The organism is Mesorhizobium sp. C268A, from assembly GCF_040324475.1.
Classification (GTDB): domain Bacteria; phylum Pseudomonadota; class Alphaproteobacteria; order Rhizobiales; family Rhizobiaceae; genus Mesorhizobium.
This window is the reverse complement of record NZ_JAMYVX010000001.1, coordinates 3,233,788-3,255,220: the sequence shown is the minus strand read 5'-3', so window position 1 is coordinate 3,255,220 and position 21,433 is coordinate 3,233,788. Positions and strand designations below refer to the sequence as shown.

The following is a 21,433-nucleotide window of genomic DNA, read 5'->3' as shown; positions in this document are numbered from 1 at the left end:
GGTCAAGGTCACGGGAGCCGTTCCTCCAGCAGGCCATGTGCCATGTAAAACTCCTTCAACTGAGCCAGCGCCGGGTGCGCCAGCGCCCGCCTGAGATAATCGCGGATGCGCGGCAGGTGTCGGAGATAATAGGGCTTGCCGTCGCGCTTTTCGAGCCGCACGAAAATGCCGAGGATCTTCGAATTGCGCTGCGCCGCCATGATCGCATAGGCCGCGCGGAAGGCGTCCTCATCGAAGCCGCCGGCGGCGTGGCGCGCAGCGACATAGGCGTCCACGGTCCGCTGCTCGATATCGGGCGAAACGGTGACGCGGGCATCCATGGCCAGCGACGCAACGTCATAGGCCGCCGGACCCATCAGCGCGTCCTGGACATCGACGATGCCCAGCCGGTCGTGGCCTTTGCGGTCACCGCGCCAGATGATGTTGGGCGAATGGAAGTCGCGCAGCATCAGCGTGTATTCCTGTGTGTCCAGCCGATCGAGAACCGCGTTCCATTCCCTGTGATAGCCGGCGCGTAAAGCCTCGCTTGCCGGGCTGCCGGTCACCATCGGCACATACCAATCGACCAAGAGATCGGCTTCGATCAGCATGGCGGCGCGATCGAAGGGCGGCACCTCGTGGAAGACGCCCGGCACGGCCTCCATGCGCTGCGGCCAGGTCTTCCCATGCATCATCGCCAGCAATTCGGCCGCTGCCGCGTAGCGCTCGGCCACCGGCTCATCATTGCCGTCGAGAAAACCTTCCGAGCCCAGATGCTCCAGCAGCAGAAAGCCCCGTTCGAGATCCTCGGCATGGATTTTTGGGACACTGACACCTTGCGCCAGCAGCGCCTTGTCGATGGCGACGAAAGCGGTGACCGACTGCGCCGTGTGGGCGATCACGGCATAGGGCTTGCCGTCGCGCACCGGCGGCCCCAGCACCAGCCTTGGCGAATTCATCAGCACGCGCGGCGCAAGGCCGGCGAGCGAAACAATCTCGTAAGAGCGCGCCGAGGCGTCGCCGACGAAATGGCGCCGCGCGGCGTCGCCCCAACCGGCCGTTTTGAGGAAATCGCGCATCGCCAGCGATCGCGCCACGCGTTCGAAGGCAACGCCTTGGCCCGATAGTTTCGCCAATCGTCCTTCGTCCTGATGGACGAGTTCGATCCAGATCGACGTTCTCGGAAGAGCGGCCTCCGCCCGTTCCGGCCACTCGACAAGGGCAGCGCCCTGCAGCAGCGCCTCGTCGAAACCCAGCTCGTCCATCTCGCCGGCCGAGGACAGGCGATAGAGATCGAAATGGTGCACGGGGATGCGCGTGTCGTAGCTTTGCACCAAGGTGAAGGTAGGGCTCGGCACATCGAGGCCGGCATCATCGGCCAGCGCCCTGATCAGGGCCCGCGCCAGCGTCGACTTGCCGGCGCCGAGATCGCCCTTGAGCGCCAGCACGTCGCCCGGCCGCAGCGCCATGGCCAGGTCTTCGCCGAGCCTTGCGGTCGCAGCCTCGTCGGCGAGAAAACGCTCCAGCACAACAACAGTCATCGAGCGCGCTACTCGGCCGCGGCGCGGATGCCCGACGGTGCATCGGGGAAGGTGCAGATGACGGTGGTGCCCTTGTCCTTGCCGGTCTCGATGCGCACGCTGCCGCCGTGCAGCTCGACAAAGCTCTTGACGATCGACAGGCCTAAGCCCGCACCGCGCCGGCGCCCGCCATTGGTGCGCGGCTCGAAGCGGCGGAACACCGAATCGAGCAGGTCCGGCGGCATGCCGGGGCCGTTGTCATGGACGGAGAATTCCACACCTTGCTCCAAATGCCGGCAGGCAAGCGTGATCGTGCTCGCCTCCGGCGCGTAATTGGCGGCGTTGCTGAGCAGATTGTAGAGGATCTGGCGAACCCGGGTCTCGTCGCCGTGAAAACTCTTCGGCGCCGCAGCGGCGTCGATCCGGAGCTTGATCGAATGCTCTTGCAGCCGGTCGGCGACCAGTTCGGCCGCGGCCTCGATGGTGCGCTCGACGCTTACTTCCGAAATGTCGAGCTGCATGATACCGGCGTCGACGGTGGCGAGGTCGAGTATGTCGTTGACGATGGTGAGCAGCACCGAGGATGACGAGCCGACATGCTCGACATATTCGCGCTGCTTTGGGCTGAGCGGCCCGGTCGCCGGCAGCGACAGAAGCTCGGTGAAGCCGATGATGTTGGTCAGCGGCGAGCGCAGCTCGTAGGAGACATGCTGCACGAACTCGTTCTTCAGCTGGTCGGATTTCTGCAGCGCTTCGTTCTTGTCCTTCAGCGCGCGCTCGACATTGACGCTGTCGGTGACGTCCACAAAGGTCATCATCACCTGGCCGTTGGGCAGCGGGATGACGGCGTAGCTGAGCACTGTGCCGTTCTTCAGTTCGGTCTGGCCATGGCGGTCGCGGCGCTCGTCGTCGAAACCGGTGATGGCGGCGACGAACCCGCCCCACGGGCTGTCGACGGCGCGCTGGTCGCTGAGATCGCGGATCGCCGAGACATGGACGTTGGGCTTGATCACATCCTGGCTCAGTCCCCACAGCGCGACAAAGGCCGGGTTCGACAGGCGCAGCCGCCCGTCGGGACCGAACACGGCGACGCCTTCGGCCAGATTGTCGAGCGTTTCGCCCTGGACCCGCACCGCCGTCTGGTAGCGGCTTTCGAGGTCCATCTTCTCGGTCAGGTTCTCGAACACCCAGGTCACGCCGCCCTTCGGCTGGGGGTTGGCCACCACGCGGATGGTCTTGCCGTCGGGCAAATGCCACCAATGCTCTTGCGATTCCACCGCGCGGTAGGCGCCAAGCAGGCCTTCTTTCCAACGCCGCCATTCCGGCTGCTCGGCGATCTTGCCTTCGCTGCGCAGCCGGTCGAGCAGCAGCGCATTGTCGGGCGCGCTATGCAGGAAGCCCGGGTCCAGCCCCCACAGTTTCTGGAACGCCTGGTTGAAGAAGCGCAACTTCTCGTTGGCATCGAAGATCGCCACCGCCGTGTTGAGCTGGTCGAGCGTGTCGGCATGGCTGCGCACCGTGCGCTCATATTCGCCGCGAATGGTTTCGGTGGCGCTGGTGTCGCAGGCAAGGCCGGCCGAGCCGTCCGCACCGGCGAAGTCGGTGACGGCGAACACGCGGCGGTCGCCCTCGATCACTGTCGACAGCGTTTGTTCGAAGATTGGGCGCGATTTGTGCTGCGCGGCGATCTGTTCGCGCGCTTGGGCGCCGAGGAATTCCTTGGCTTCGCGCACGGCGGTCTCGGCGTTCGGTGCCTCGACCGCTCCGGCATAGGCACGGTTGACCCATTTCAGCCGCCCGTCGGTGGCGCGCAGCCAGGCCGGCATCGGCAAGGCGTCGAGCAGGCCGATCATGGTCTCGTAGTCGGCGGCCAGACGCTGGTTCTCGATCTTCAGCCTGGCTTGGCTCCTCTGAGTTTCCGACAGCGAGACGAAGCGCACCAGCACATGCGCGGCGCTCTTGCGGCCATGCACTTCAAGCGGCGCCCCGGCCTGCGATTCGATCACGAGATCAAAGGGTTTCGCTTTCTCGCGCAGACCAGCGACGGCATTTTCGAGCGCCGCCGCCGAGCGCGGCATCAGCCAGCGGCCGAAGGCGAGGAAGGCTGCACGGTCGTCCGGCGCACCGCTTTCCAGCGGCAGCGTGCCGATCAGCTCCGGCTTCTTGTTCTCGGACGCCCAGACGATGACGCGCTGGTCACGCAGATTGAGCAGCGCCTCGGAGCGCTGCAGCGCCGCATTGATGTCGGCAATGCGGGCTCTGAGTTCGACATTCTGCGCCGAGGTGCGGGCTCTTTCGCGGATCAGGAAGATGGCCGAGACCAGTGCCGCGCCCATGACGCCGACGAACATGGCGAGCTGGATGACTTCGACCGCGCTGACCGACAGTCCGGCCTTCTGCGCAATGGCCGGCTCGGCATGGGCTGCAAACGAGGTGAGCGGGCCGGCAAGAGCTGAGGTGGCAAGAAAGCCGGCGGTGCGGGCGCCGACACGCCTCTTCAGGCCACCGCCTGTCGTGACGGAGCCAGTGCTATCGGAATCGTCATGGCCGCCGGAAACGGCCGATCCCGCGCGAGGCGGGTTTTCCCCCGGCATGTCTTGGTCCTCTTCGCCGCCTGAATGCAAGACCGCCCAGATCAGGATCACGTTTGGTAGAAACGCCCTTCTGACCTAACTCTCTCTTGAAGAGCATGATCTTTTCCGAAAACCGCTTCCCACTTTTCGCTGACGCGGTCCTTCGGTTCGAATCATGCTCTCGATGCGTACGCCGGCCCTCGTCCCCGGCCCACGAATCAGCACAATAGCGCGTGCTGGAATCGGCGTGAAGAATCATCCGCGCAAAAAAGAAGTCGGGCGAAAAGTCAATCGCCCGGCTTCAATATCTAGTGGTAAACGCCGCTTTGGCTAATAGCGGTAGTGTTCCGGCTTGAACGGACCCTGCGGGGTCACGCCGATATAGGCGGCCTGTTCGCCGGACAGTTCGGTCAGGCGGGCTCCGAGCTTGTCGAGATGCAGACGCGCCACCTTCTCGTCGAGGTGCTTGGGCAGCACATAGACCTGGTTCTGGTACTGGCCGGGCTTGGTGTAGAGTTCGATCTGCGCCAGCACCTGATTGGTGAACGAGGCCGACATCACGAAGCTCGGATGACCGGTCGCGTTGCCGAGGTTGAGCAGGCGCCCCTCGGACAGCAGGATCATCCGCTTGCCGTCCGGGAAGGTTATCATGTCGACCTGCGGCTTGACGTTGGTCCATTGCAGGTTGCGCAGCGACGCGACCTGGATCTCATTGTCGAAGTGGCCGATATTGCCGACGATCACCATGTCCTTCATCGAGCGCATGTGGTCGAGGGTGACGACATCCTTGTTGCCGGTGGTGGTGATGACGATGTCGGCGGTTGGTGCGGCATCTTCCAGCGTGACGACTTCAAAGCCGTCCATCGCCGCCTGCAGCGCGCAGATCGGATCGACTTCCGTGACCTTGACGCGGGCGCCGGCGCCCTTGAGCGAAGCCGACGAGCCCTTGCCGACGTCGCCATAGCCGCAGACGACCGCAACCTTGCCGGCCATCATGGTGTCGGTGCCGCGGCGGATGCCGTCGACCAGCGATTCCTTGCAGCCATATTTGTTGTCGAACTTCGACTTGGTGACCGAGTCGTTGACGTTGATCGCCGGGAAGGGCAGCAGGCCCTTCTTCTGCAACTGGTAGAGCCGGTTGACGCCCGTCGTCGTCTCTTCGGTGACGCCGCGGATGGCTTCCTTCTGCTTGGTGAAAAAGCCGGGCGAAGCCTTCAGGCGCTTCTTGACCTGGGCGTAGAAGTATTCCTCTTCCTCGCTCTGCGGGTTGGACAGCACGTCCTCGCCGGCTTCGGCGCGGGCGCCGATCAGTATGTACATCGTGGCGTCGCCGCCATCATCGAGGATCATGTTGGAGAGGCCGCCATCGGCCCACTGGAAGATCCTGTCGGTGTAGTCCCAGTACTCCTCGAGCGACTCGCCCTTGACGGCGAACACCGGGATGCCGGCCTCGGCGATGGCCGCGGCCGCATGGTCCTGGGTCGAGAAGATGTTGCACGAGGCCCAGCGGATATCGGCGCCAAGCGCCTTCAGCGTCTCGATCAGCACCGCCGTCTGGATGGTCATGTGCAGCGATCCGGTGATGCGCGCACCTTTCAACGGTTTCTTGTCGCCGAATTCCTCGCGGCAGGCCATCAGGCCCGGCATTTCGGTTTCGGCGATATCGAGTTCCTTGCGGCCCCAGCCGGCAAGCGAGATGTCGGCGACCACATAGTCCTTGCTACCTGTCATGGCAGTGCTCCGGTGTGATTTGTCTTCAGAATGCGCCTGCGCCACACGGCGCGTCGAAGGGCGCGGAATGCCGGCCTGACTAGCAGATCGCCGCCAAGACGACAATGGGATATAAAGAAATCTTTATGCGCGTATGTGTTTACGGGGATGCATGCCGCCCAAAAGTATCCGGCGGTTTTGGGACAACGGCGTCCAAAGCAAAAACTTCAGCACTCTTCGCCGAAGCGCGAGGCGACCAGCTGCTCCAGCGCGTCCATCGCCGCTGCGGCTTCAGCGCCGCTGGCGGTGACGCGGATCGAATAACCGGGGCTCGCCGCCAGCATCATCAGCCCCATGATCGAGGTGCCGCCGACCTTGAGACCATCCTTCTCGACATGGACGGTGGCGTCGAAGCCGCTGGCGACCTGGACGAACTTCGCCGAGGCGCGCGCATGCAGGCCGCGCTGGTTGACGATCGGGAACTCGCGCACGATCTCACCGGGCGACAGCGCGTTCATTTGCTGCTCAGCAGCTGACTTGCGACGTTGATGTATTTGCGCCCCGCGGCCTGCGCCTCGTCGAGCGCGGTCGCCATGTTGTCGCCCTTGCGGATCGACGACAGCTTGATCAGCATCGGCAGGTTCATGCCGGCGATGACCTCGGTGCGACCGGATTCCATCACCGAAATGGCGAGGTTGGAAGGCGTGCCGCCGAACATATCGGTCAGAACGATGACGCCGGTCCCGGTGTCGACGCGGCCGACGGCGTCGACGATATCGCGCCTACGCTGCTCCATATCGTCGTCGGCGCCGATTGCCACGGTTTCGAAATTGTCTTGTGGCCCCACGACATGTTCCACGGCATGGCGGAACTCGGCGGCCAGTTGACCGTGCGTTACAAGCACGAGTCCGATCATTCTATGGTGGCTCCCGTCATCGCCGCTTCACAGGCGCTTTTTATGCTCGCCGGCCATCCCAGGCGGCGGGAGCGCTATCTTGTCGACGCGCGGCGCGTTGACAAGCCCAAAATTGCGTCGGCCATGGCCAATTTGACGCATTGCAGCAAAAAACCGGCGGCGGATCATACGAAAGGCGCAATCGCCAGCCGCGCCATTACCGCCGGCAAAGCCGCAGTGACGTTGCGCTGAACGAGGTCGATGCGCGGCACCACACAGCCGGCAATGGTCGCGCTCGACTCTTCCTGGAAACGCTCCACAGCGTTAGCGGCAACCAGCTGGATCGTAAGGTCGATGACTCCCACAGATTGGAACAAAAGCGGCTTCGGACCAAGTCCGGGCACCTCTGCGAGGCCGGCAATGCTGGCGGGCGCATGGCAGACCAGCCGCCCGAAACGCGCCGCGACAAACAGCTGGTCGTCGCCGATCAGCCGCGCAAACAGCCCGAGCCGGCTGAAATGGTCGATGAGCGCCAGCGCCAGCGTTGTCTTGCCCGAGCCGGACGGCCCGGTGATCAGGACGCCCCGCTCGCCAATCAGGACTGCGGTGGCATGGATGTTCTCGGGTTCCGCGGTGGGATCGGGCATGCGCAGCCGCGATCAGCCTTCGGCCGGCAGCGTAACGACGAAGCGCGCGCCCTTGATGTCGCCGGGCTTGGTGCCGGGGATGTTCTCGGCGGTCAGCGTGCCGCCATGGGCTTCGACGATCTGCCTGGATATCGACAGGCCAAGCCCCGAATTCTGGCCGAACGCCTCGCCGGCCGGGCGGTCGGTGTAGAAGCGCTCGAAGATGCGGTCGATGGCGTCGGCGCGGATTCCGGGGCCGTTGTCGTCGACGGTGACGATGTTGACCTTGCCCGAGCGTGCCAGGGAAATGGCGATATGGCCGTGGTCCTCCGGCACGAAGGAGCGGGCATTCTCGATCAGATTGGTGATGACCTGGCCGATCCTCAGATCATGGCCGGTGACGAAATAGCCTTTGACGCCTTGCGGCAGCTTGGCGGCCTTGAATTCGATCTCGACAGCCTTTTTGTTGCGCGTCGCTTCGCGCGACACGGCGACGAGATCGGTGATGAATTTCTTCAAATCGACCGTGGCGGCATCCTCACGCGCCAGTTCGGCGTCTAGGCGCGAGGCATCGGAAATGTCGGTGATCAGCCGGTCGAGACGCCGGACATCGTGCTGGATGATCTCCATCAGCCTGCCGCGTGAATTGTCGTTCTTGGCAAGCGGCAAGGTCTCCACCGCGCTGCGCAGCGAGGTCAGCGGGTTCTTCAGCTCGTGCGAGACATCGGCGGCGAAGCTTTCGATCGCCTCGATGCGGGCATAGAGCGCATTGGTCATGTCGCGCACCGCGACCGACAAATTGCCGATCTCGTCCTGGCGGTCGGAAAAGTCGGGGATCTCCTCGCGGCTCTTGACGCCGCGCCGCACCCGCACTGCCGCCGCCGATAGCCGGCGCAGCGGATTGGCGATGGTGGATGCGAGCAGCATCGACAGGATGGCGGTGACCAGGGCGGCGATGCCGAACACGCGCAAAATAGCCTTGCGCTCGGCGGCGACGATCTTGTCGATGTCGCCGCCTTCCGTCGACAGCATCAGCACGCCGAGAACGGCGCGGAAGCGCTGGATCGGCACCGCCACCGAAACGATCTGCTCGCCCTGTTCGCTCACCCGCACGATCGTCGACGGACTGCCGGTCAGCGCCTTGACCACTTCCGGGAAGGCCGCACCGTTGCCGCCGGGCTGCTCATGGTAGACGGGCAGGTCCTTGTTGCGGAAGAAGTCGAAGACGAATTTCTGCACGCGCTCCAGCATATCCGGCTGCTCGTCCTCGACCGGAGGCAGGTCGTAGCGCAGGATCTGGCCGCGCGAGTAGAGATGGCGCGAATCGAGCAGCAGATTGGCGTCGCGGTCATAGATGCGGGCCCGGGTGCGCGTCGGCGAAATCAGCCGCCGCAGCACCGGCGCGACGCGCTCGGGGTTGATCGGGAAATCCAGATTGTCGAGCTGGTCTGAGCCCGGCCCCAGGCTTTCACCGGCCTGCAGTTCGAGTAGTTTTTCCGGATCGATGCTGATCGAATCGGTCTCGACCGTTGCCGACGCGGCAATGGCGCCGGCGATGATCTCGCCCTGCGTCATCAGGCTTTCGACGCGGGCGTCGATCAGCCCGTCGCGGAAGGTGTTGAGATAGAGGATGCCGGTGACCAGCACGGCGAGGCCGGCCAGGTTGAGGAACAGGATGCGCCGGGTCAGGCTGGAAAAGATGTGGTGGCCGAGGAAGCGGCGCATCGGCACCGTCAACCTCGACAGGAATGCGGGCAGAATCCGCGACCGCCTGACAGCGCTCGTTCGTCTGCTCCGCTGTACATCCACTGCCATCGAATAGCAGCTCCCGCCTAGTCTTTGGTTTTATGCATGTCGTCGTCCCAAAAACCGCGACCACTTTTGGGCGACATGCATCAACTCAAGCTTCGCGGAACCGGTATCCGACTCCGTAAAGGGTTTCGATCATTTCGAAGTCGTCATCGACGGCTTTGAACTTCTTGCGCAGCCGCTTGATGTGGCTATCGATGGTGCGGTCGTCGACATAGACCTGCTCATCATAGGCGGAATCCATCAGCGCATCACGGCTTTTTACCACGCCTGGGCGCTGCGCCAACGAGTGCAGGATGAGAAATTCGGTGACCGTCAGCGTCACCGGCTCGCCCTTCCAGGTGCAGGTATGGCGTTCCTGGTCCATGACGAGCTGGCCGCGTTCCAGCGAACGGGCCTGCTGGCTGGGCGCCTTTGCCGCAGCTTCGCGGGCGCTGGCGCGGCGCAGCACGGCGCGCACCCGCTCGACCAGCAGGCGCTGCGAGAACGGTTTGCGGATGAAATCGTCGGCGCCCATCTTGAGGCCGAAAAGCTCATCGATCTCATCGTCCTTCGAGGTCAGGAAGATCACCGGCAGGTCGGACTTCTGCCGCATCCGGCGCAACAGCTCCATGCCGTCCATGCGCGGCATCTTGATGTCGAGGATGGCGAGATTCGGCGGCCGCGCCGCCAGGCCTTCCAGCGCCGACGCACCATCCGTGTAGGTCTCGACGCGATACCCCTCGGACTCGAGGGCGATCGACACCGATGTCAGAATGTTGCGGTCGTCATCGACAAGCGCGATTGTTGCCATTTCAAGCGGCTCCCTCATGAGCTGTCCCTTCTGTCTTAGAGAAGGGGCTTTTGCAGGACAAATTAGGTACAAAATGTGGCACAGGCTCCACCCGCTGTCGCGGACGGCTTGCCGGCGGCCCCATCGGAACCTCTACACGGGTTGGACGAACACTGTGTGCCAATCCTTTGGGCAACCACCGTGATTTTTTGCACATATAAACGATTTAAACAACTTTCAAAATTTTTAAATCGATTAATGATTTGATATCATTCGAGTTTTCTGGTTCTCACCGTCTCAGCCCCTAACGCGGGCTCGCCGGAAACGCGCCGGCAAAGTGCGGCGAATCCAGAAGAAGGGACCCTTGATGTCGGAAGTCGGCAAACGCAATTCTGCTTGCGCGATCGATCGTATCGGCCTGAAAACCACCGGCACGGTGCATTATAATTTTGGTGCGGCCGCCCTTTATGAGGCAGCGATCCGTCGTGGCGAGGGCCGGTTGACCGCCGGCGGCGCGCTGCTTGCCGAGACCGGCCAGCACACTGGCCGCTCGCCCAAGGACAAGTTTGTCGTCCGCGATGGCGCCACCGAGCCCCATGTCTGGTGGGACAACAACAAGGCGATTTCGGCGGGCCAGTTCGAAATGCTGCTCGCCGATTTCCTTGTCCACGCCGCGAATAGCGATCTCTATGTGCAGGACCTCGTCGGCGGCGCCGATGCCGAGCTGAAGCTGCCGACGCGGGTCATCACCGAATTCGCCTGGCACTCGCTGTTCATCCGCAATCTTTTGATCCGCCCGCAGGCCGCCGAGCTCGAGGATTTCTTGCCGGAGATGACGATCATCGACCTGCCGTCCTTCCGCGCCGATCCGGCCCGCCACGGCAGCCGCACCGAAACGGTGATTGCGGTCGATCTCACCCGCAAGATCGTGCTCATCGGCGGCACTTCCTATGCCGGCGAGATGAAGAAATCGGTGTTCACCATGCTCAACTATCTGCTGCCGGAAAAGGGCGTCATGCCGATGCACTGCTCGGCCAATGAGGGCGCGGCCGGCGACGCGGCGATCTTCTTCGGGCTTTCCGGGACGGGCAAGACGACGCTGTCGGCCGATCCGTCACGTACGCTCATCGGCGACGACGAGCACGGCTGGGGACCGCACGGCATCTTCAACTTCGAAGGCGGCTGCTACGCCAAGACGATCCGGCTGTCGGCCGAGGCCGAGCCGGAGATTTTCGCCACCACGCAGCGTTTCGGCACGGTGCTGGAAAATGTCGTGCTCGACGCCGACCGCGTGCCGGACTTCAACGACGGCCGGCTCACCGAAAACACGCGCTGCGCCTATCCGCTGGATTTCATCCCCAATGCCTCGAAGAGCGGACGGGCCAGCCACCCGAAAAACATCATCATGCTGACCGCCGATGCCTTCGGCATCATGCCGCCGATCGCACGGCTGACCCCGGCGCAGGCGATGTACCACTTCCTCTCCGGCTACACCGCCAAGGTGGCCGGCACCGAGAAGGGCGTTACCGAGCCGGAAGCGACGTTCTCGACCTGCTTCGGCGCCCCGTTCATGCCGCGCCACCCCAAGGAATACGGCAATCTGCTGCGCGAGCTGATCGCCCGCCACGGCGCCGATTGCTGGCTGGTCAACACCGGCTGGACCGGCGGCGCCTACGGCACCGGCAAGCGCATGCCGATCAAGGCGACGCGCGCCTTGCTGGCCGCAGCGCTTGACGGTTCGCTGAAGGCGTCCGGTTTCCGCACCGACGCCAATTTCGGCTTCGAGGTGCCGGTTGCTGTGCCTGGCGTCGACAGCGCCATTCTCGACCCGCGTTCGACCTGGGCCGACAAGGCAGCCTATGACCGGCAGGCAGCGCGATTGGTCGGCATGTTCGCCGTCAACTTCGAGAAATTCGAGAGCCATGTCGATGCCGTCGTGCTCGGCGCAGCACCCCGCCTGCAGGAAGCTGCGGAATAGTCGAGGCGTCTTCACCGAAGCATCCTTGAAAGGCGCGATCTCGATCGGGCCTTTTCTTTTTTGGTCCGCCGCGCCATGACTGCGGCATGCCTATCGACGACATCATCATATCAGACGAAGCCGTAATCCATCCGGGCGACCTGCACGAGGATTTCATCCGCTCGTCGGGTCCCGGCGGCCAGAACGTCAACAAGGTGGCGACCGCCGTCCAATTGCGCTTCGACGCCGCCAATGCGGCTGGCCTGTCCGAACGCGTGCGCGCGCGCACGATCAAGCTCGCCGGCCAGCGCGCCACCAAGGACGGCGTCATCGTCATCGAGGCCGGCCGCTTCCGCACCCAGGAGCAGAACCGGGCCGATGCCCGGGCAAGGCTGACGGCGCTGGTCGCCAAGGCCGCGGAACCGCCGCCGCCGCCGCGCAAGAAGACCAGGCCGTCGAAAGGCTCGGTGGAGCGGCGGCTGCAAAGCAAGGCAGGGCGCGGCACGATCAAAAAGCTGCGCGGCCGGGTAGAGAACGACTAAGGACCGCGCCGACTGCGTGCATAAAGCGGCCTCCCCTGCCGCAGCCGCAAGGTTTCACCATTGCCACAGAAAGGGAGGCCGACAACGGTGGCTTTCGGGTCGCCGTTTCTGATTGGCGGTGGCATGGTTTCAGTATCAACCGGAGGCGAAGTCATGCTCGTTCTGCCCAAAGGCGTCCGCCACATGCCTGGTTATCTGTCCCGCGCGGCGCAGGAAGCGCTGGTCGAAGAGGTGAGGACCATTGTACAGCGGGCGCCGCTGTACGTGCCGGCGATGCCGCGGACCGGCAAGGAGATGAGCGTGCGCATGACCAATTGCGGCACGCTCGGCTGGGTCACTGACAAGGAGCTGGGCTATCGCTACCAGCCAACGCACCCACTCACCGGAGAGCCATGGCCGCCGATCCCGGACGCGCTGCTGCAATTGTGGCGGGAGGTCGCCGCCTATCCGAATCCGCCGGAGGCCTGCCTGGTCAATTTCTATACGCAGGACGCCAAAATGGGTCTGCACCAGGATCGCGACGAAGCCGATTTCTCGGCCCCAGTGGTCTCGGTGTCACTTGGCGACGATTGCCTGTTCCGGGTCGGCCAAGTGACGGGCAGGGGGGCCACACGCGACGGCGGTACCAAATCGTTCCGCCTGAAAAGCGGCGACGTCGTCGTGCTCGGCGGCGAAGGCCGGCTCTGCTTCCACGGCGTCGACCGCATCTATCCGTCGACCTCGGCGCTGCTGAAAAATGGCGGCCGGATCAATCTGACGCTGCGGCGGGTCAACCGTACCCTGGAGCAGTAGAGGTATTCTTCGACTTACTGTTTGTTAAAGTATAGGTGCGACACAAAGGAATGTTCTCAAAAAGATTGGGGCCGTTCCTATGGCTTCCTCTGAAATCGTGCAAAGTCCTTCGCATGTGGACCGGTTTCCCGCATGGCTCGCGCGTGAGGGCCGCCGCAGTGCAATGATCTTCGCATTTGTCGTGTTGACCTTTCTCATCGCGACAATCAGGGGCGATTCGATCCTGCCCCATATTGTTGAATATACCGGTCGAATTGTGCGCTTTTTGCCTTTGCTGGGCTCTATCCTTGTTGCCGTGGTTGGTTCCTGCGCGCTCGTTCAGGGTCGCCATGGGTCACCAGTCAGCATCGCGGTCGCTTCCCTCGGAGGCATGTCGAATACCCTTGCGCGGGGTTTCTGCGCTAGCGTCGTGTTGGCTCTCTTCATGGCGGCATTCCTCTACAACAAAATGATGATTCCGATTGTCGCCCCCTTCCAGTGGGACGAAACTTTCTCCCACTGGGATGCAAATCTCCTGGGTGGGAATCAGGCGTGGCAAATCATTCAGCCGGTCGTCGGCATGCCTTGGGTAACTCGCCTGTTGGACATAGTGTACACTCTGTGGATGCTGCTGGTGTTCTTGTTCTGGGTGGGGTTGCTTGTCAGTCCGCGCGTGCCTGAGCGGATCCGCCTTCGCTACTGGCGGGCGACGGTCATTTCGTGGATCCTGATCGGCCTGGTCATAGCAACGTTGTTCTCCTCGGCAGGACCTTGTTACTTTGCGGAAATGGTGCCGGGCGCACCCTCGCCATATGCCGATCTGATGCGCTATCTCGACGAGGTTGCCTCGATCTATCCGCTGTCGTCATCCTTGACACAGGATTTTCTTTGGGAGGTCTATACTGGCCGTGTCGATTTGCCCGGTGGCATTTCGGCCATGCCCAGCATGCACAACGCGCAGGCGGCGCTGTTTGTGGCTGTCGCGTACTCAATTGATCGCAGGTTCGGTCACGCCATGCTGGCCTTTGGCGTCTTGTTGTTCTTCGGCTCGATTCACCTCGGGTGGCACTATGCCGTGGACGGAATTGTCGGCATTGCCGCGGCGCTCGCCATCTGGTGGGGCTGTGGCAAATTGGGGCTGGCGAATGACGACGCTTTCTTGAGCGAGCGCGTCCTCGCACAGCACTAACCGATTCTACAGATTTTCCTTATAAAGTGCCCGGACATTGCAACGTCGGCTCGGGACAATGACAAAGAGCAGTGTGGTTTTCCGTCAGTTGTGGGCAGTCATCAAACAAGCGATCCCGCTGATTCGCCGGGATTCAGGCGTTTATCTGTTCATCGTCGTCTACACATTGGCCGGACTGGTTTTTCTGTATGCAATAGGCGCGGCCGACCGCAGCGCGTATTCGATATATTTCGGGCGGTGGATATTGTTGAACGGCCTGATGCTGCCGACCTTCGCCATTATTGTTGACATAAGCCTGCTTATACATCGCACCGACATCAGGCGCCGTCTGGCGGCGAAATATGTGTTCTCGACATCGCGGCTGGCATATTCGCTCTCGGGTCTATGCCTCCTCATGGCGCTCATGATCTTTCAAGGCACATTCACCTCGGTGAAGAACGGAATGCCGGTCTGGCAGGACGGCTTTCCATTTGACGTGCTGCATGCCGACATCGATGCGTTCCTGCATTTCGGCGCCGATCCGTGGCGCTGGCTCTATCTGGTGGCCAAAAACGATTTCGTGCGGGCTGCCATCGAGTGGAATTACAACGTATTCTGGTTTGTCCTCAATTTTGGCGCCTTGTTCTTCGTCGCGACATCGCCCCGGACGGCGTCGGTTCGAACGCGCTATGTCATCTGCTTCATGGTGGTTTGGATCGTCGTCGGCAACATATTGGCTGGACTGTTCCTGTCGGCTGGTCCGGCGTTTTACGGGATGGTCACGGGCGACACGGCGCGGTTTGGCGAACAGCTCGCATTCTTGGCCCGCGGCGCCGAATCCTCCAATTCCGCTGTTTCCTACCAGCAATATTTGTGGAGGCTTCATGAGGCCAGGCAGACCGGTTTCGCGTCAGGCATTTCGGCCTTTCCCAGCGTGCATGTCGGCTTGGCGATGCTCAACGCACTTTTTGCATGGGAGTACAATCGCCGTCTCGGCGCTGTAGCGTTTGTCTATGTGGCCTTTGTTGCCGTCAGCTCGGTTTATCTGGCGTGGCACTATGCAATCGACGGCTATGCCGCAGCTGCTGTCTCGGTGATTGTCTATGTCGCGGCGCGCAAACTCGTCCCGGCCGACCGGCGCTATGTCCGGCGACCGGCGCAGGATACGCAATCGGCCGATATCGCGACCAGCCCGGAGGCGGCGGTCACAGTTTCCTGAGCGCCACTTCCTCGACCAGATGATTGGCGCCCTTGCGCAGGATGAGGTCGGCGCGCGCCCGTGTCGGCACGATGTTCTCGCGCAGGTTTTTCAGGTTGATGTTGGCCCACAAGCCTTCCGCAATGGCGCGCGCGGCGTCTTCCGAAAGCTGCGAATAGCGGTGGAAGAAGGAGTCCGGATTGCGGAAGGCCGTCTCGCGCAGCCGCATGAAGCGGGCGATGTACCATTGGTGGATCAGCTTTTCGTCGGCGTCGATATAAATGGCGAAATCGAAGAAATCCGACAGGAACGGCACTATCTTGCCGTCCTTCGGCAATTTGCCGGGCTGCAGAACGTTGATGCCTTCGAAGATCAGAATGTCGGGCCGGTCGATGGTGACGAACTCGCCGGGAATGACGTCATAGGTCAAATGCGAATAGACGGGCGCGCGGACATTGCGCTGCGCCGACTTGATGCCCGAGAGGAAACGCAGCAGCGCACCGACATCGTAGCTGTCGGGAAAGCCCTTGCGCTCCATCAGATTGTCGCGTCGCAACACCTTGTTGGGTAAGAGAAAACCGTCGGTGGTGATGAGATCGACCTTGGGGCTCGACGGCCAGCGCGCCAGAAGCTCCTTCAGCACGCGCGCCGTGGTCGATTTGCCGACCGCAACCGAACCGGCAATGCCGATGATGAACGGTGTCTTGACCACATCCAGCGCGTTGAAGAAGGCCTGGCGCTGGCGAAACAGCAACTGGCTGGCCTCGACATGCGCCGAAAGCAGCCGCGAGAGCGACAGATAGATGCGCTTGACTTCTTCCAGGTCGACCGGATCGTTCAGTGAGCGCAGACGGTTGATCTCGTCTTCGCCCAGCGTCATCGGCGTGTCGGCGCGGAAGTTCGACCATTGCTCGGCCGAGAAGAAACGATAGGGGGAATATTTCTCGGTCGGAGCGAGCTGGTCCATCGAGTTTCCTGCCCTCTAGAGCATGAGGCCGAAAAGTGTGAAGCGGTTTTCGGGCGACATCATGCTCCCTCTATCAATTTAGAGACGGATTCAGATTTAAGGCCTCGGCCCGAAATCATCCGGCTCTCGCGGTCAGCCTTTCGGCCGGGATGCCTTTTCAGTGACGCCCGAACGGCCGGTACGGCCCTCAAGCTCCTTCAGCACCTCGCCCAGCGAAACGCCGGCCATGCCAAGCACGACGAGCCAATGATATATGAGATCGGCACTTTCGGAAACGAGGGCATTTTTGTCGCCCTTGACGGCGGCAATGACGGTCTCGACTGCCTCTTCACCAAGCTTCTGCGCCGCCTTGTCGATGCCTTTGGCGAACAGTTTTGCCGTCCACGAGTCCGGGTCGCCGGAACGGGCGCGTTCGCCAATGATCGTTTCCAGATCGGACAGCGAAAATTCAGCCATGGCGCAGCCTACAGCCTTTGTGGAGTGGATTGAACCGGGTAGTCCAGCCGCATCGGTAGCCCGGCCTCGGCCATATGCGCCTTGGCTTCCGCAATCGTGTAAGTGCCGAAATGGAAGATCGAGGCCGCGAGCACGGCGCCGGCGTGGCCGTCGCGAATGCCCTCGACCAGATGGTCGAGCGTGCCGACGCCGCCCGACGCGACGACCGGCGCGCGCACCGCATCCGCTATCGCGCGGGTCAGCGCAATGTCGTAACCGGCCTTGGTGCCGTCACGGTCCATCGAGGTCAAAAGAATCTCGCCGGCGCCGCGATCGACCATTTTTCGCGCAAACTCGACCGCATCGATGCCGGTCTTTTCACGGCCGCCATGGGTGAAGATCTCCCAGCGGTCGGCTTCATTGGGTGCCGACACCTTCTTGGCGTCGATGGCGACGACAATGCACTGGTTGCCGAACTTGTCGGCGGCTTCCGCGACGAAATCGGGGTTCTTCACCGCCGCAGTGTTGATCGACACCTTGTCGGCGCCGGCCAGCAACAGTTTGCGAATATCGGCCACCTGGCGCACGCCGCCGCCGACGGTCAGCGGCATGAAGCATTGTTCGGCGGTGCGGGCGACGACGTCGAAGATGGTTTCACGGTTGTCGGACGACGCGGTGATATCGAGAAAGCAAAGCTCGTCAGCGCCGGCCGCGTCATAGGCTTTGGCCGCCTCGACCGGATCACCGGCATCGATGAGGTCGACGAAATTGACCCCCTTGACGACGCGGCCGTTCTTGACGTCGAGGCAAGGGATGACTCGGGCCTTCAGCATCAGCCCTTCTCCATCGTCGCCAGCAACTCGCTTAACAGTTCGCCGACCAGCGGCGGAACCTCGGCCTGCGCATCGAACGCCGGATCATAGGCGGAAATGGTAATGCCGGAAATCGGCAGCAGGCCGGCCATGCCGCAGACAGCCTGGCGCAGCTGTTTCGGCTCCGGGCCGCCGGGCGTGGTGTAGCGGTTGGCCTGCAGCGCCCCGGGGTCGTGCACGTCGAGATCGAGATGCAGGTGCACCCGCTTCGCGTCCGGCGCCTTCAGCCTGTCGCAGGCCGTGGCCCAGTCCGGGCATTCGGTGCGGATGACCGGCAAAGTCTTCAACAGCTCCGTTTCGACCGGATCGAGATCGCGCGCGTTGACCAGCACGCAGCGCGCCGGATCGATCGGCCTGAAGCCGGGGATGGCCGAGGCCATCGGCTTCCAGCACAGGCCGAGAACCGTGGCCAGCGCCATGCCGTCGAGAAAGCCGAAGATGGACGTCTCCGGCGTGTTGAGATCGCCATGCTGGTCGGCCCAGATGATCGCATCGGCATCCTCGCCGGCAACCGCACCGGCCGATGTCAGGCAATTGCCGGCCAGCACGATGGGAAACCGGCCGCGGTCTATGGCGATGCGGACCTCGCCGGAGACGGCACCGCACACGGCAAAGCCGGTGGCGATCTCGCGCTGTTGTTCGTCGCCAACCCTGCCGATATCGGTGACGACGACGTCATGCCCGGAGAGCGTCAGCGCGTCGACAAGCCCGCCGGCGATGAGTGCATCCGGGCCTCGGCCCATGCCGCCGTGATAGTGGCCGCTGTCATAGGAGGCCAGGATGATGGAGATTTTCACGGCCGGGTCTCCATCGCCTTGCCCTGCAGCACCGCCAGCGCCTCGGCCGGGTCGATGCGCCCGTCATAGAGCGCGCGGCCGGAGATGGCGCCTTCGAGTTTCTTCGCATCGGGCATGGTCATGCGCACGATGTCGGCGATCGAAGCCAGCCCGCCCGAGGCGATGACCGGGATCGAGACCGCGTCGGCGAGATCGATCGTGGCATCCCAGTTGATGCCGGTCAGAACGCCGTCGCGGTCGATATCGGTGTAGATGATGGCGGCAACGCCGGCGCCTTCGAATTTCCGCGCCAGTTCGATGACGCCGAGGCTGGAGGCCTCGGCCCAGCCTTCGACCGCCACCTTGCCGCCCTTGGCATCGATGCCCACGGCGATCTTTCCAGGAAATTCCTTGCAGGCTTCCCGGACCAGGTCGGGATCGCGCACCGCCACCGTGCCGAGGATGACGCGGGCCAGCCCGCGGTCGAGCCAGTCCTCGATCTGCGCCAGCGTGCGGATGCCGCCGCCGAGCTGCACCGGGTTTTTCGTCGCCTTGAGGATGGCGCCGACCGCCGCGCTGTTGACGCTCTGGCCCTTGAAGGCGCCGTTGAGGTCGACGACATGCAGCCATTCAAACCCTTGCTCTTCGAAGGCCTTGGCCTGGGCCGCAGGGTCGTCATTGTAGATGGTCGCGGTCGCCATATCGCCGTGCTTCAGCCGCACGCACTTGCCGTCCTTGAGGTCGATGGCCGGAAACAGGATCACCGTTCAGACCCCTTCCACAATGGCGAAATGCGAGGTCGAATAAGCGCGCCGGAATTTCACCGCTGCCTGGTATTCGGGGGAATGGAAGCAAGCCAGCGCGACCTCGTAGCTTTCGAACTCGACGATCACATGGCGATTGCCGGATGGCCCTTCCGGGCTTGACGACTGACCGCCTCGCGTCAGGAATTTCGCGCCGTATTTGTCGAACGCCGCTTTGTTGGCGGCGATGTATTTCGGATAGTTTTCCGGATCGGTCACATCGACCATCGCCATCCAGTAGCCCTTCTTGCTCATCTCAAGGCCTCCAGCGCAGGAAGTTGGTGATCAGTGCCAGGCCGAGCGCCTGGCTCTTTTCCGGATGGAATTGCGTGCCGGCAAGGTTACCGCGCGCGACCGCCGCCGTTACCGGGCCGCCATAATCGGCGACGGCCAGCACTTCGTCCGGCCTTGTCGCGTCGAGATGGTAGGAATGAACGAAATAGGCGTGCAGACCCTTAGGCCCGGTCGCAATACCCGAAAACAGCGGGTGCTTGCGCTCCAGATCGATGGTGTTCCAGCCGATTTGCGGGATCTTCAGTGCCGGATCGGCGGGCGTGATCTCCTTGACGTCGCCGGCAATCCAGCCGAAGCCCTTGGTCACGGTCTTTTCCAGGCCGCGCTCCGACATCAGCTGCATGCCGACGCAGATGCCGAGGAACGGCCGCGCCTTGGCGATCGCTACCTCTTCCACCGCTTCCCACATGCCGGCGACGCCGCGCAGGCCCGCCGCGCAATCGGCATAGGCGCCGACGCCGGGCAAAACGATGCGGTCGGCGCTGCGCACACGCTCGGCATCGGCGGTCAGCTCGATGGCAGCCGCAATGCCGGCTTCATGCGCGGCGCGCTCGAAGGCCTTGGTGGCCGAGCGCAGATTGCCCGACCCGTAATCGATGATCGCGACCCGCATCTCAGGCTTTTCCCGGCGTATGGCTCAGGCCCAGCGTCAGCCCGGTCTGCGCCGGCCGGGCCAGGCTGGCGTCCGGCACGATGCGCGGCAGCGGCGCCGGCTCGTCGGCAAGCGCCTCGGCGTCCAGTGTCTGGCGGATGTCGGCATCATCAGGATTGTCGGCTTCGACGACGCCCCATTCATGCCAGCCGCGGCGGCGCAGCGCTGCGATCCGCAGCCCTTGGCCTTCCAGCCCGATATAGAGCGAGACCAGTAAAGACAGTGCGGAGCCGGCCCAGTCCAGTCCCAGCCATTGGCCGAGCACCGAGATGAGCCCCATGGCGACGAAGGCGAGCGCCGCCTCGATCCAAAGCCGGTGCCAAGCGAGCCACAGCGGCGCCACCAGGAAAGCCAGCCAGGAAAAACCGTCGCGGACAAAAATGGTTGCGTCGGCCGCCTCGGTGCGGACTGGCGATTCCATCACGACATAGATGGCCATCAGCCTACCCTTTCAGAGATCCCTTGGTGGAGGGAACCGCTTCCGGCTGGCGCGGGTCGCGCTCCAGTGCGAAACGCAGCGCGCGCGCCACCGCCTTGAAGCAGGTCTCGGCAATATGGTGATTGTTGGCGCCATAATGGTTGGTTACATGCAGCGTGATGCCGGCATTCTGCGCCAGCGCCTGGAAGAATTCACGCACCAGTTCGGTGTCGAACGTGCCGATCTTGGGCGACGAGAAGGCGACATTCCAGACCAGGAACGGACGGCCCGACACGTCGATCGCGGCCCGCGTCAGCGTCTCGTCCATGGCAAGGTCGACAGAGGCGTAGCGCATGATGCCGCGCCGCTCGCCCAGCGCCTTGGCCAGCGCCTGGCCGATCGCAATGCCGGTGTCCTCGACCGTGTGGTGGTCGTCAATGTGCAGGTCGCCCTTGGCCTTCACCGTGATGTCGATCAGCGAGTGGCGCGACAGCTGGTCCAGCATGTGGTCGAAGAAGCCGACGCCGCTCGACATGTCGGATTTTCCGGTGCCGTCGACATGGACCGAGACGCTGATCTCGGTTTCCTTGGTCTTGCGGCTGACTTCGGCGGAACGGGACGCCATTACCTTGTCCTTGGCTGAGGGGTTCGAAACTCAAGACGGGGTTCCAAGCTGTCATTTGCTTGAAAACGAGT

General features: G+C 62.9%; 22 protein-coding genes. 5 read left to right on the top strand and 17 right to left on the bottom strand.

Annotated elements, in window-relative coordinates:
* Nucleotides 1-8: 8 nt before the first annotated feature.
* The 8 genes from tsaE to NKL06_RS15610 all read right to left on the bottom strand — a co-directional run bounded on the left by tsaE (nt 9) and on the right by NKL06_RS15610 (nt 9,905).
* Nucleotides 9-1,520 (bottom strand): tRNA (adenosine(37)-N6)-threonylcarbamoyltransferase complex ATPase subunit type 1 TsaE, encoded by a 1,512-nt coding sequence (gene tsaE, locus NKL06_RS15645; protein ID WP_023672299.1) that lies wholly within the window; start codon nt 1,518-1,520, stop codon nt 9-11.
* 8 nt (nt 1,521-1,528) lie between these two features.
* Nucleotides 1,529-4,093, bottom strand: a complete 2,565-nt coding sequence (locus tag NKL06_RS15640) for a sensor histidine kinase (RefSeq protein WP_023687430.1) — start codon at nt 4,091-4,093, stop codon at nt 1,529-1,531.
* Between the two features lie 309 nt (nt 4,094-4,402).
* Nucleotides 4,403-5,803, bottom strand: a complete 1,401-nt coding sequence (ahcY, locus tag NKL06_RS15635; protein ID WP_023681401.1) for an adenosylhomocysteinase — start codon at nt 5,801-5,803, stop codon at nt 4,403-4,405.
* A 206-nt stretch (nt 5,804-6,009) separates the two neighbouring features.
* Entirely contained in the window at nt 6,010-6,300 is a 291-nt protein-coding gene (locus tag NKL06_RS15630) for an HPr family phosphocarrier protein (RefSeq protein WP_023672303.1), read from the bottom strand.
* Entirely contained in the window at nt 6,297-6,698 is a 402-nt protein-coding gene (locus NKL06_RS15625; RefSeq protein ID WP_023672304.1) for a PTS sugar transporter subunit IIA, read from the bottom strand. The genes NKL06_RS15630 and NKL06_RS15625 overlap by 4 nt, the downstream gene beginning before the upstream one ends.
* Before the next feature lie 164 nt (nt 6,699-6,862).
* Nucleotides 6,863-7,324, bottom strand: coding sequence for an HPr kinase/phosphorylase (locus tag NKL06_RS15620; RefSeq protein WP_023687429.1), 462 nt, complete (start codon nt 7,322-7,324; stop codon nt 6,863-6,865).
* Between the two features lie 12 nt (nt 7,325-7,336).
* Complete coding sequence (locus tag NKL06_RS15615) at nt 7,337-9,118, bottom strand: sensor histidine kinase (RefSeq protein WP_023672307.1); 1,782 nt, start codon at nt 9,116-9,118, stop codon at nt 7,337-7,339.
* 85 nt (nt 9,119-9,203) lie between these two features.
* Nucleotides 9,204-9,905 (bottom strand): response regulator transcription factor, encoded by a 702-nt coding sequence (locus NKL06_RS15610; protein ID WP_010912942.1) that lies wholly within the window; start codon nt 9,903-9,905, stop codon nt 9,204-9,206.
* Between the two features lie 346 nt (nt 9,906-10,251).
* Between NKL06_RS15610 and NKL06_RS15605 the strand changes: the two genes are divergently transcribed.
* From NKL06_RS15605 to NKL06_RS15585, 5 genes are all read left to right on the top strand, one after another.
* Nucleotides 10,252-11,862 (top strand): phosphoenolpyruvate carboxykinase, encoded by a 1,611-nt coding sequence (locus NKL06_RS15605; RefSeq protein WP_023694616.1) that lies wholly within the window; start codon nt 10,252-10,254, stop codon nt 11,860-11,862.
* 86 nt (nt 11,863-11,948) lie between these two features.
* Nucleotides 11,949-12,383 (top strand): alternative ribosome rescue aminoacyl-tRNA hydrolase ArfB, encoded by a 435-nt coding sequence (arfB, locus tag NKL06_RS15600; protein ID WP_023672309.1) that lies wholly within the window; start codon nt 11,949-11,951, stop codon nt 12,381-12,383.
* Nucleotides 12,384-12,536: 153 nt separating this feature from the next.
* Entirely contained in the window at nt 12,537-13,175 is a 639-nt protein-coding gene (locus tag NKL06_RS15595) for an alpha-ketoglutarate-dependent dioxygenase AlkB (protein WP_023755485.1), read from the top strand.
* Between the two features lie 79 nt (nt 13,176-13,254).
* Nucleotides 13,255-14,343 (top strand): phosphatase PAP2 family protein, encoded by a 1,089-nt coding sequence (locus NKL06_RS15590; protein ID WP_081725589.1) that lies wholly within the window; start codon nt 13,255-13,257, stop codon nt 14,341-14,343.
* A gap of 58 nt (nt 14,344-14,401) precedes the next feature.
* Nucleotides 14,402-15,541: a phosphatase PAP2 family protein gene (locus tag NKL06_RS15585; RefSeq protein WP_023694619.1), complete on the top strand. Its 1,140-nt coding sequence runs from the start codon at nt 14,402-14,404 to the stop codon at nt 15,539-15,541.
* Here NKL06_RS15585 and coaA read toward each other — a convergent pair.
* The 9 genes from coaA to hisB all read right to left on the bottom strand — a co-directional run bounded on the left by coaA (nt 15,528) and on the right by hisB (nt 21,362).
* On the bottom strand, nt 15,528-16,487 hold the full coding sequence (gene coaA, locus NKL06_RS15580; RefSeq protein WP_023672313.1) for a type I pantothenate kinase: 960 nt from the start codon (nt 16,485-16,487) through the stop codon (nt 15,528-15,530). The genes NKL06_RS15585 and coaA overlap by 14 nt on opposite strands.
* A gap of 132 nt (nt 16,488-16,619) precedes the next feature.
* Complete coding sequence (locus tag NKL06_RS15575; protein ID WP_023672314.1) at nt 16,620-16,943, bottom strand: phosphoribosyl-ATP diphosphatase; 324 nt, start codon at nt 16,941-16,943, stop codon at nt 16,620-16,622.
* A gap of 8 nt (nt 16,944-16,951) precedes the next feature.
* The gene (gene hisF, locus NKL06_RS15570) at nt 16,952-17,758 is read right to left on the bottom strand and encodes an imidazole glycerol phosphate synthase subunit HisF (protein ID WP_031210748.1); all 807 of its coding nucleotides are present in this window, start codon (nt 17,756-17,758) and stop codon (nt 16,952-16,954) included.
* Nucleotides 17,755-18,591 carry an arginase family protein gene (locus NKL06_RS15565; RefSeq protein ID WP_023694621.1) on the bottom strand — a complete coding sequence of 279 codons (837 nt, stop codon included), beginning with the start codon at nt 18,589-18,591 and terminating at the stop codon, nt 17,755-17,757. The genes hisF and NKL06_RS15565 overlap by 4 nt, the downstream gene beginning before the upstream one ends.
* The gene (gene hisA / locus NKL06_RS15560) at nt 18,588-19,334 is read right to left on the bottom strand and encodes a 1-(5-phosphoribosyl)-5-[(5-phosphoribosylamino)methylideneamino]imidazole-4-carboxamide isomerase (RefSeq protein ID WP_023694622.1); all 747 of its coding nucleotides are present in this window, start codon (nt 19,332-19,334) and stop codon (nt 18,588-18,590) included. The genes NKL06_RS15565 and hisA overlap by 4 nt, the downstream gene beginning before the upstream one ends.
* Before the next feature lie 3 nt (nt 19,335-19,337).
* Nucleotides 19,338-19,628 (bottom strand): DUF1330 domain-containing protein, encoded by a 291-nt coding sequence (locus NKL06_RS15555; protein ID WP_023694623.1) that lies wholly within the window; start codon nt 19,626-19,628, stop codon nt 19,338-19,340.
* Between the two features lies 1 nt (nt 19,629).
* Entirely contained in the window at nt 19,630-20,280 is a 651-nt protein-coding gene (gene hisH, locus NKL06_RS15550; protein WP_023681413.1) for an imidazole glycerol phosphate synthase subunit HisH, read from the bottom strand.
* Nucleotide 20,281: 1 nt separating this feature from the next.
* On the bottom strand, nt 20,282-20,758 hold the full coding sequence (locus NKL06_RS15545; protein WP_023694624.1) for a DUF2628 domain-containing protein: 477 nt from the start codon (nt 20,756-20,758) through the stop codon (nt 20,282-20,284).
* Nucleotides 20,759-20,762: 4 nt separating this feature from the next.
* Nucleotides 20,763-21,362 carry an imidazoleglycerol-phosphate dehydratase HisB gene (gene hisB, locus NKL06_RS15540; RefSeq protein ID WP_023672321.1) on the bottom strand — a complete coding sequence of 200 codons (600 nt, stop codon included), beginning with the start codon at nt 21,360-21,362 and terminating at the stop codon, nt 20,763-20,765.
* Nucleotides 21,363-21,433: the final 71 nt, after the last annotated feature.

Bases quoted from the DNA above. Each gene is read 5' to 3' on its own strand.
- NKL06_RS15605 (WP_023694616.1), top strand. From the start codon at position 10,252: ATGTCGGAAGTCGGCAAACGCAATTCTGCTTGCGCGATCGATCGTATC.
- NKL06_RS15575 (WP_023672314.1), bottom strand. From the start codon at position 16,943: ATGGCTGAATTTTCGCTGTCCGATCTGGAAACGATCATTGGCGAACGC.
- hisH (WP_023681413.1), bottom strand. From the start codon at position 20,280: ATGCGGGTCGCGATCATCGATTACGGGTCGGGCAATCTGCGCTCGGCC.
- NKL06_RS15545 (WP_023694624.1), bottom strand. From the start codon at position 20,758: ATGGCCATCTATGTCGTGATGGAATCGCCAGTCCGCACCGAGGCGGCC.
- NKL06_RS15590 (WP_081725589.1), top strand. From the start codon at position 13,255: ATGGCTTCCTCTGAAATCGTGCAAAGTCCTTCGCATGTGGACCGGTTT.
- NKL06_RS15625 (WP_023672304.1), bottom strand. From the start codon at position 6,698: ATGATCGGACTCGTGCTTGTAACGCACGGTCAACTGGCCGCCGAGTTC.
- NKL06_RS15620 (WP_023687429.1), bottom strand. From the start codon at position 7,324: ATGCCCGATCCCACCGCGGAACCCGAGAACATCCATGCCACCGCAGTC.
- coaA (WP_023672313.1), bottom strand. From the start codon at position 16,487: ATGGACCAGCTCGCTCCGACCGAGAAATATTCCCCCTATCGTTTCTTC.
- NKL06_RS15555 (WP_023694623.1), bottom strand. From the start codon at position 19,628: ATGAGCAAGAAGGGCTACTGGATGGCGATGGTCGATGTGACCGATCCG.
- arfB (WP_023672309.1), top strand. From the start codon at position 11,949: ATGCCTATCGACGACATCATCATATCAGACGAAGCCGTAATCCATCCG.
- NKL06_RS15595 (WP_023755485.1), top strand. From the start codon at position 12,537: ATGCTCGTTCTGCCCAAAGGCGTCCGCCACATGCCTGGTTATCTGTCC.
- tsaE (WP_023672299.1), bottom strand. From the start codon at position 1,520: ATGACTGTTGTTGTGCTGGAGCGTTTTCTCGCCGACGAGGCTGCGACC.
- NKL06_RS15585 (WP_023694619.1), top strand. From the start codon at position 14,402: ATGACAAAGAGCAGTGTGGTTTTCCGTCAGTTGTGGGCAGTCATCAAA.
- ahcY (WP_023681401.1), bottom strand. From the start codon at position 5,803: ATGACAGGTAGCAAGGACTATGTGGTCGCCGACATCTCGCTTGCCGGC.
- NKL06_RS15630 (WP_023672303.1), bottom strand. From the start codon at position 6,300: ATGAACGCGCTGTCGCCCGGTGAGATCGTGCGCGAGTTCCCGATCGTC.
- hisB (WP_023672321.1), bottom strand. From the start codon at position 21,362: ATGGCGTCCCGTTCCGCCGAAGTCAGCCGCAAGACCAAGGAAACCGAG.
- NKL06_RS15610 (WP_010912942.1), bottom strand. From the start codon at position 9,905: ATGGCAACAATCGCGCTTGTCGATGACGACCGCAACATTCTGACATCG.
- NKL06_RS15615 (WP_023672307.1), bottom strand. From the start codon at position 9,118: ATGGCAGTGGATGTACAGCGGAGCAGACGAACGAGCGCTGTCAGGCGG.
- NKL06_RS15640 (WP_023687430.1), bottom strand. From the start codon at position 4,093: ATGCCGGGGGAAAACCCGCCTCGCGCGGGATCGGCCGTTTCCGGCGGC.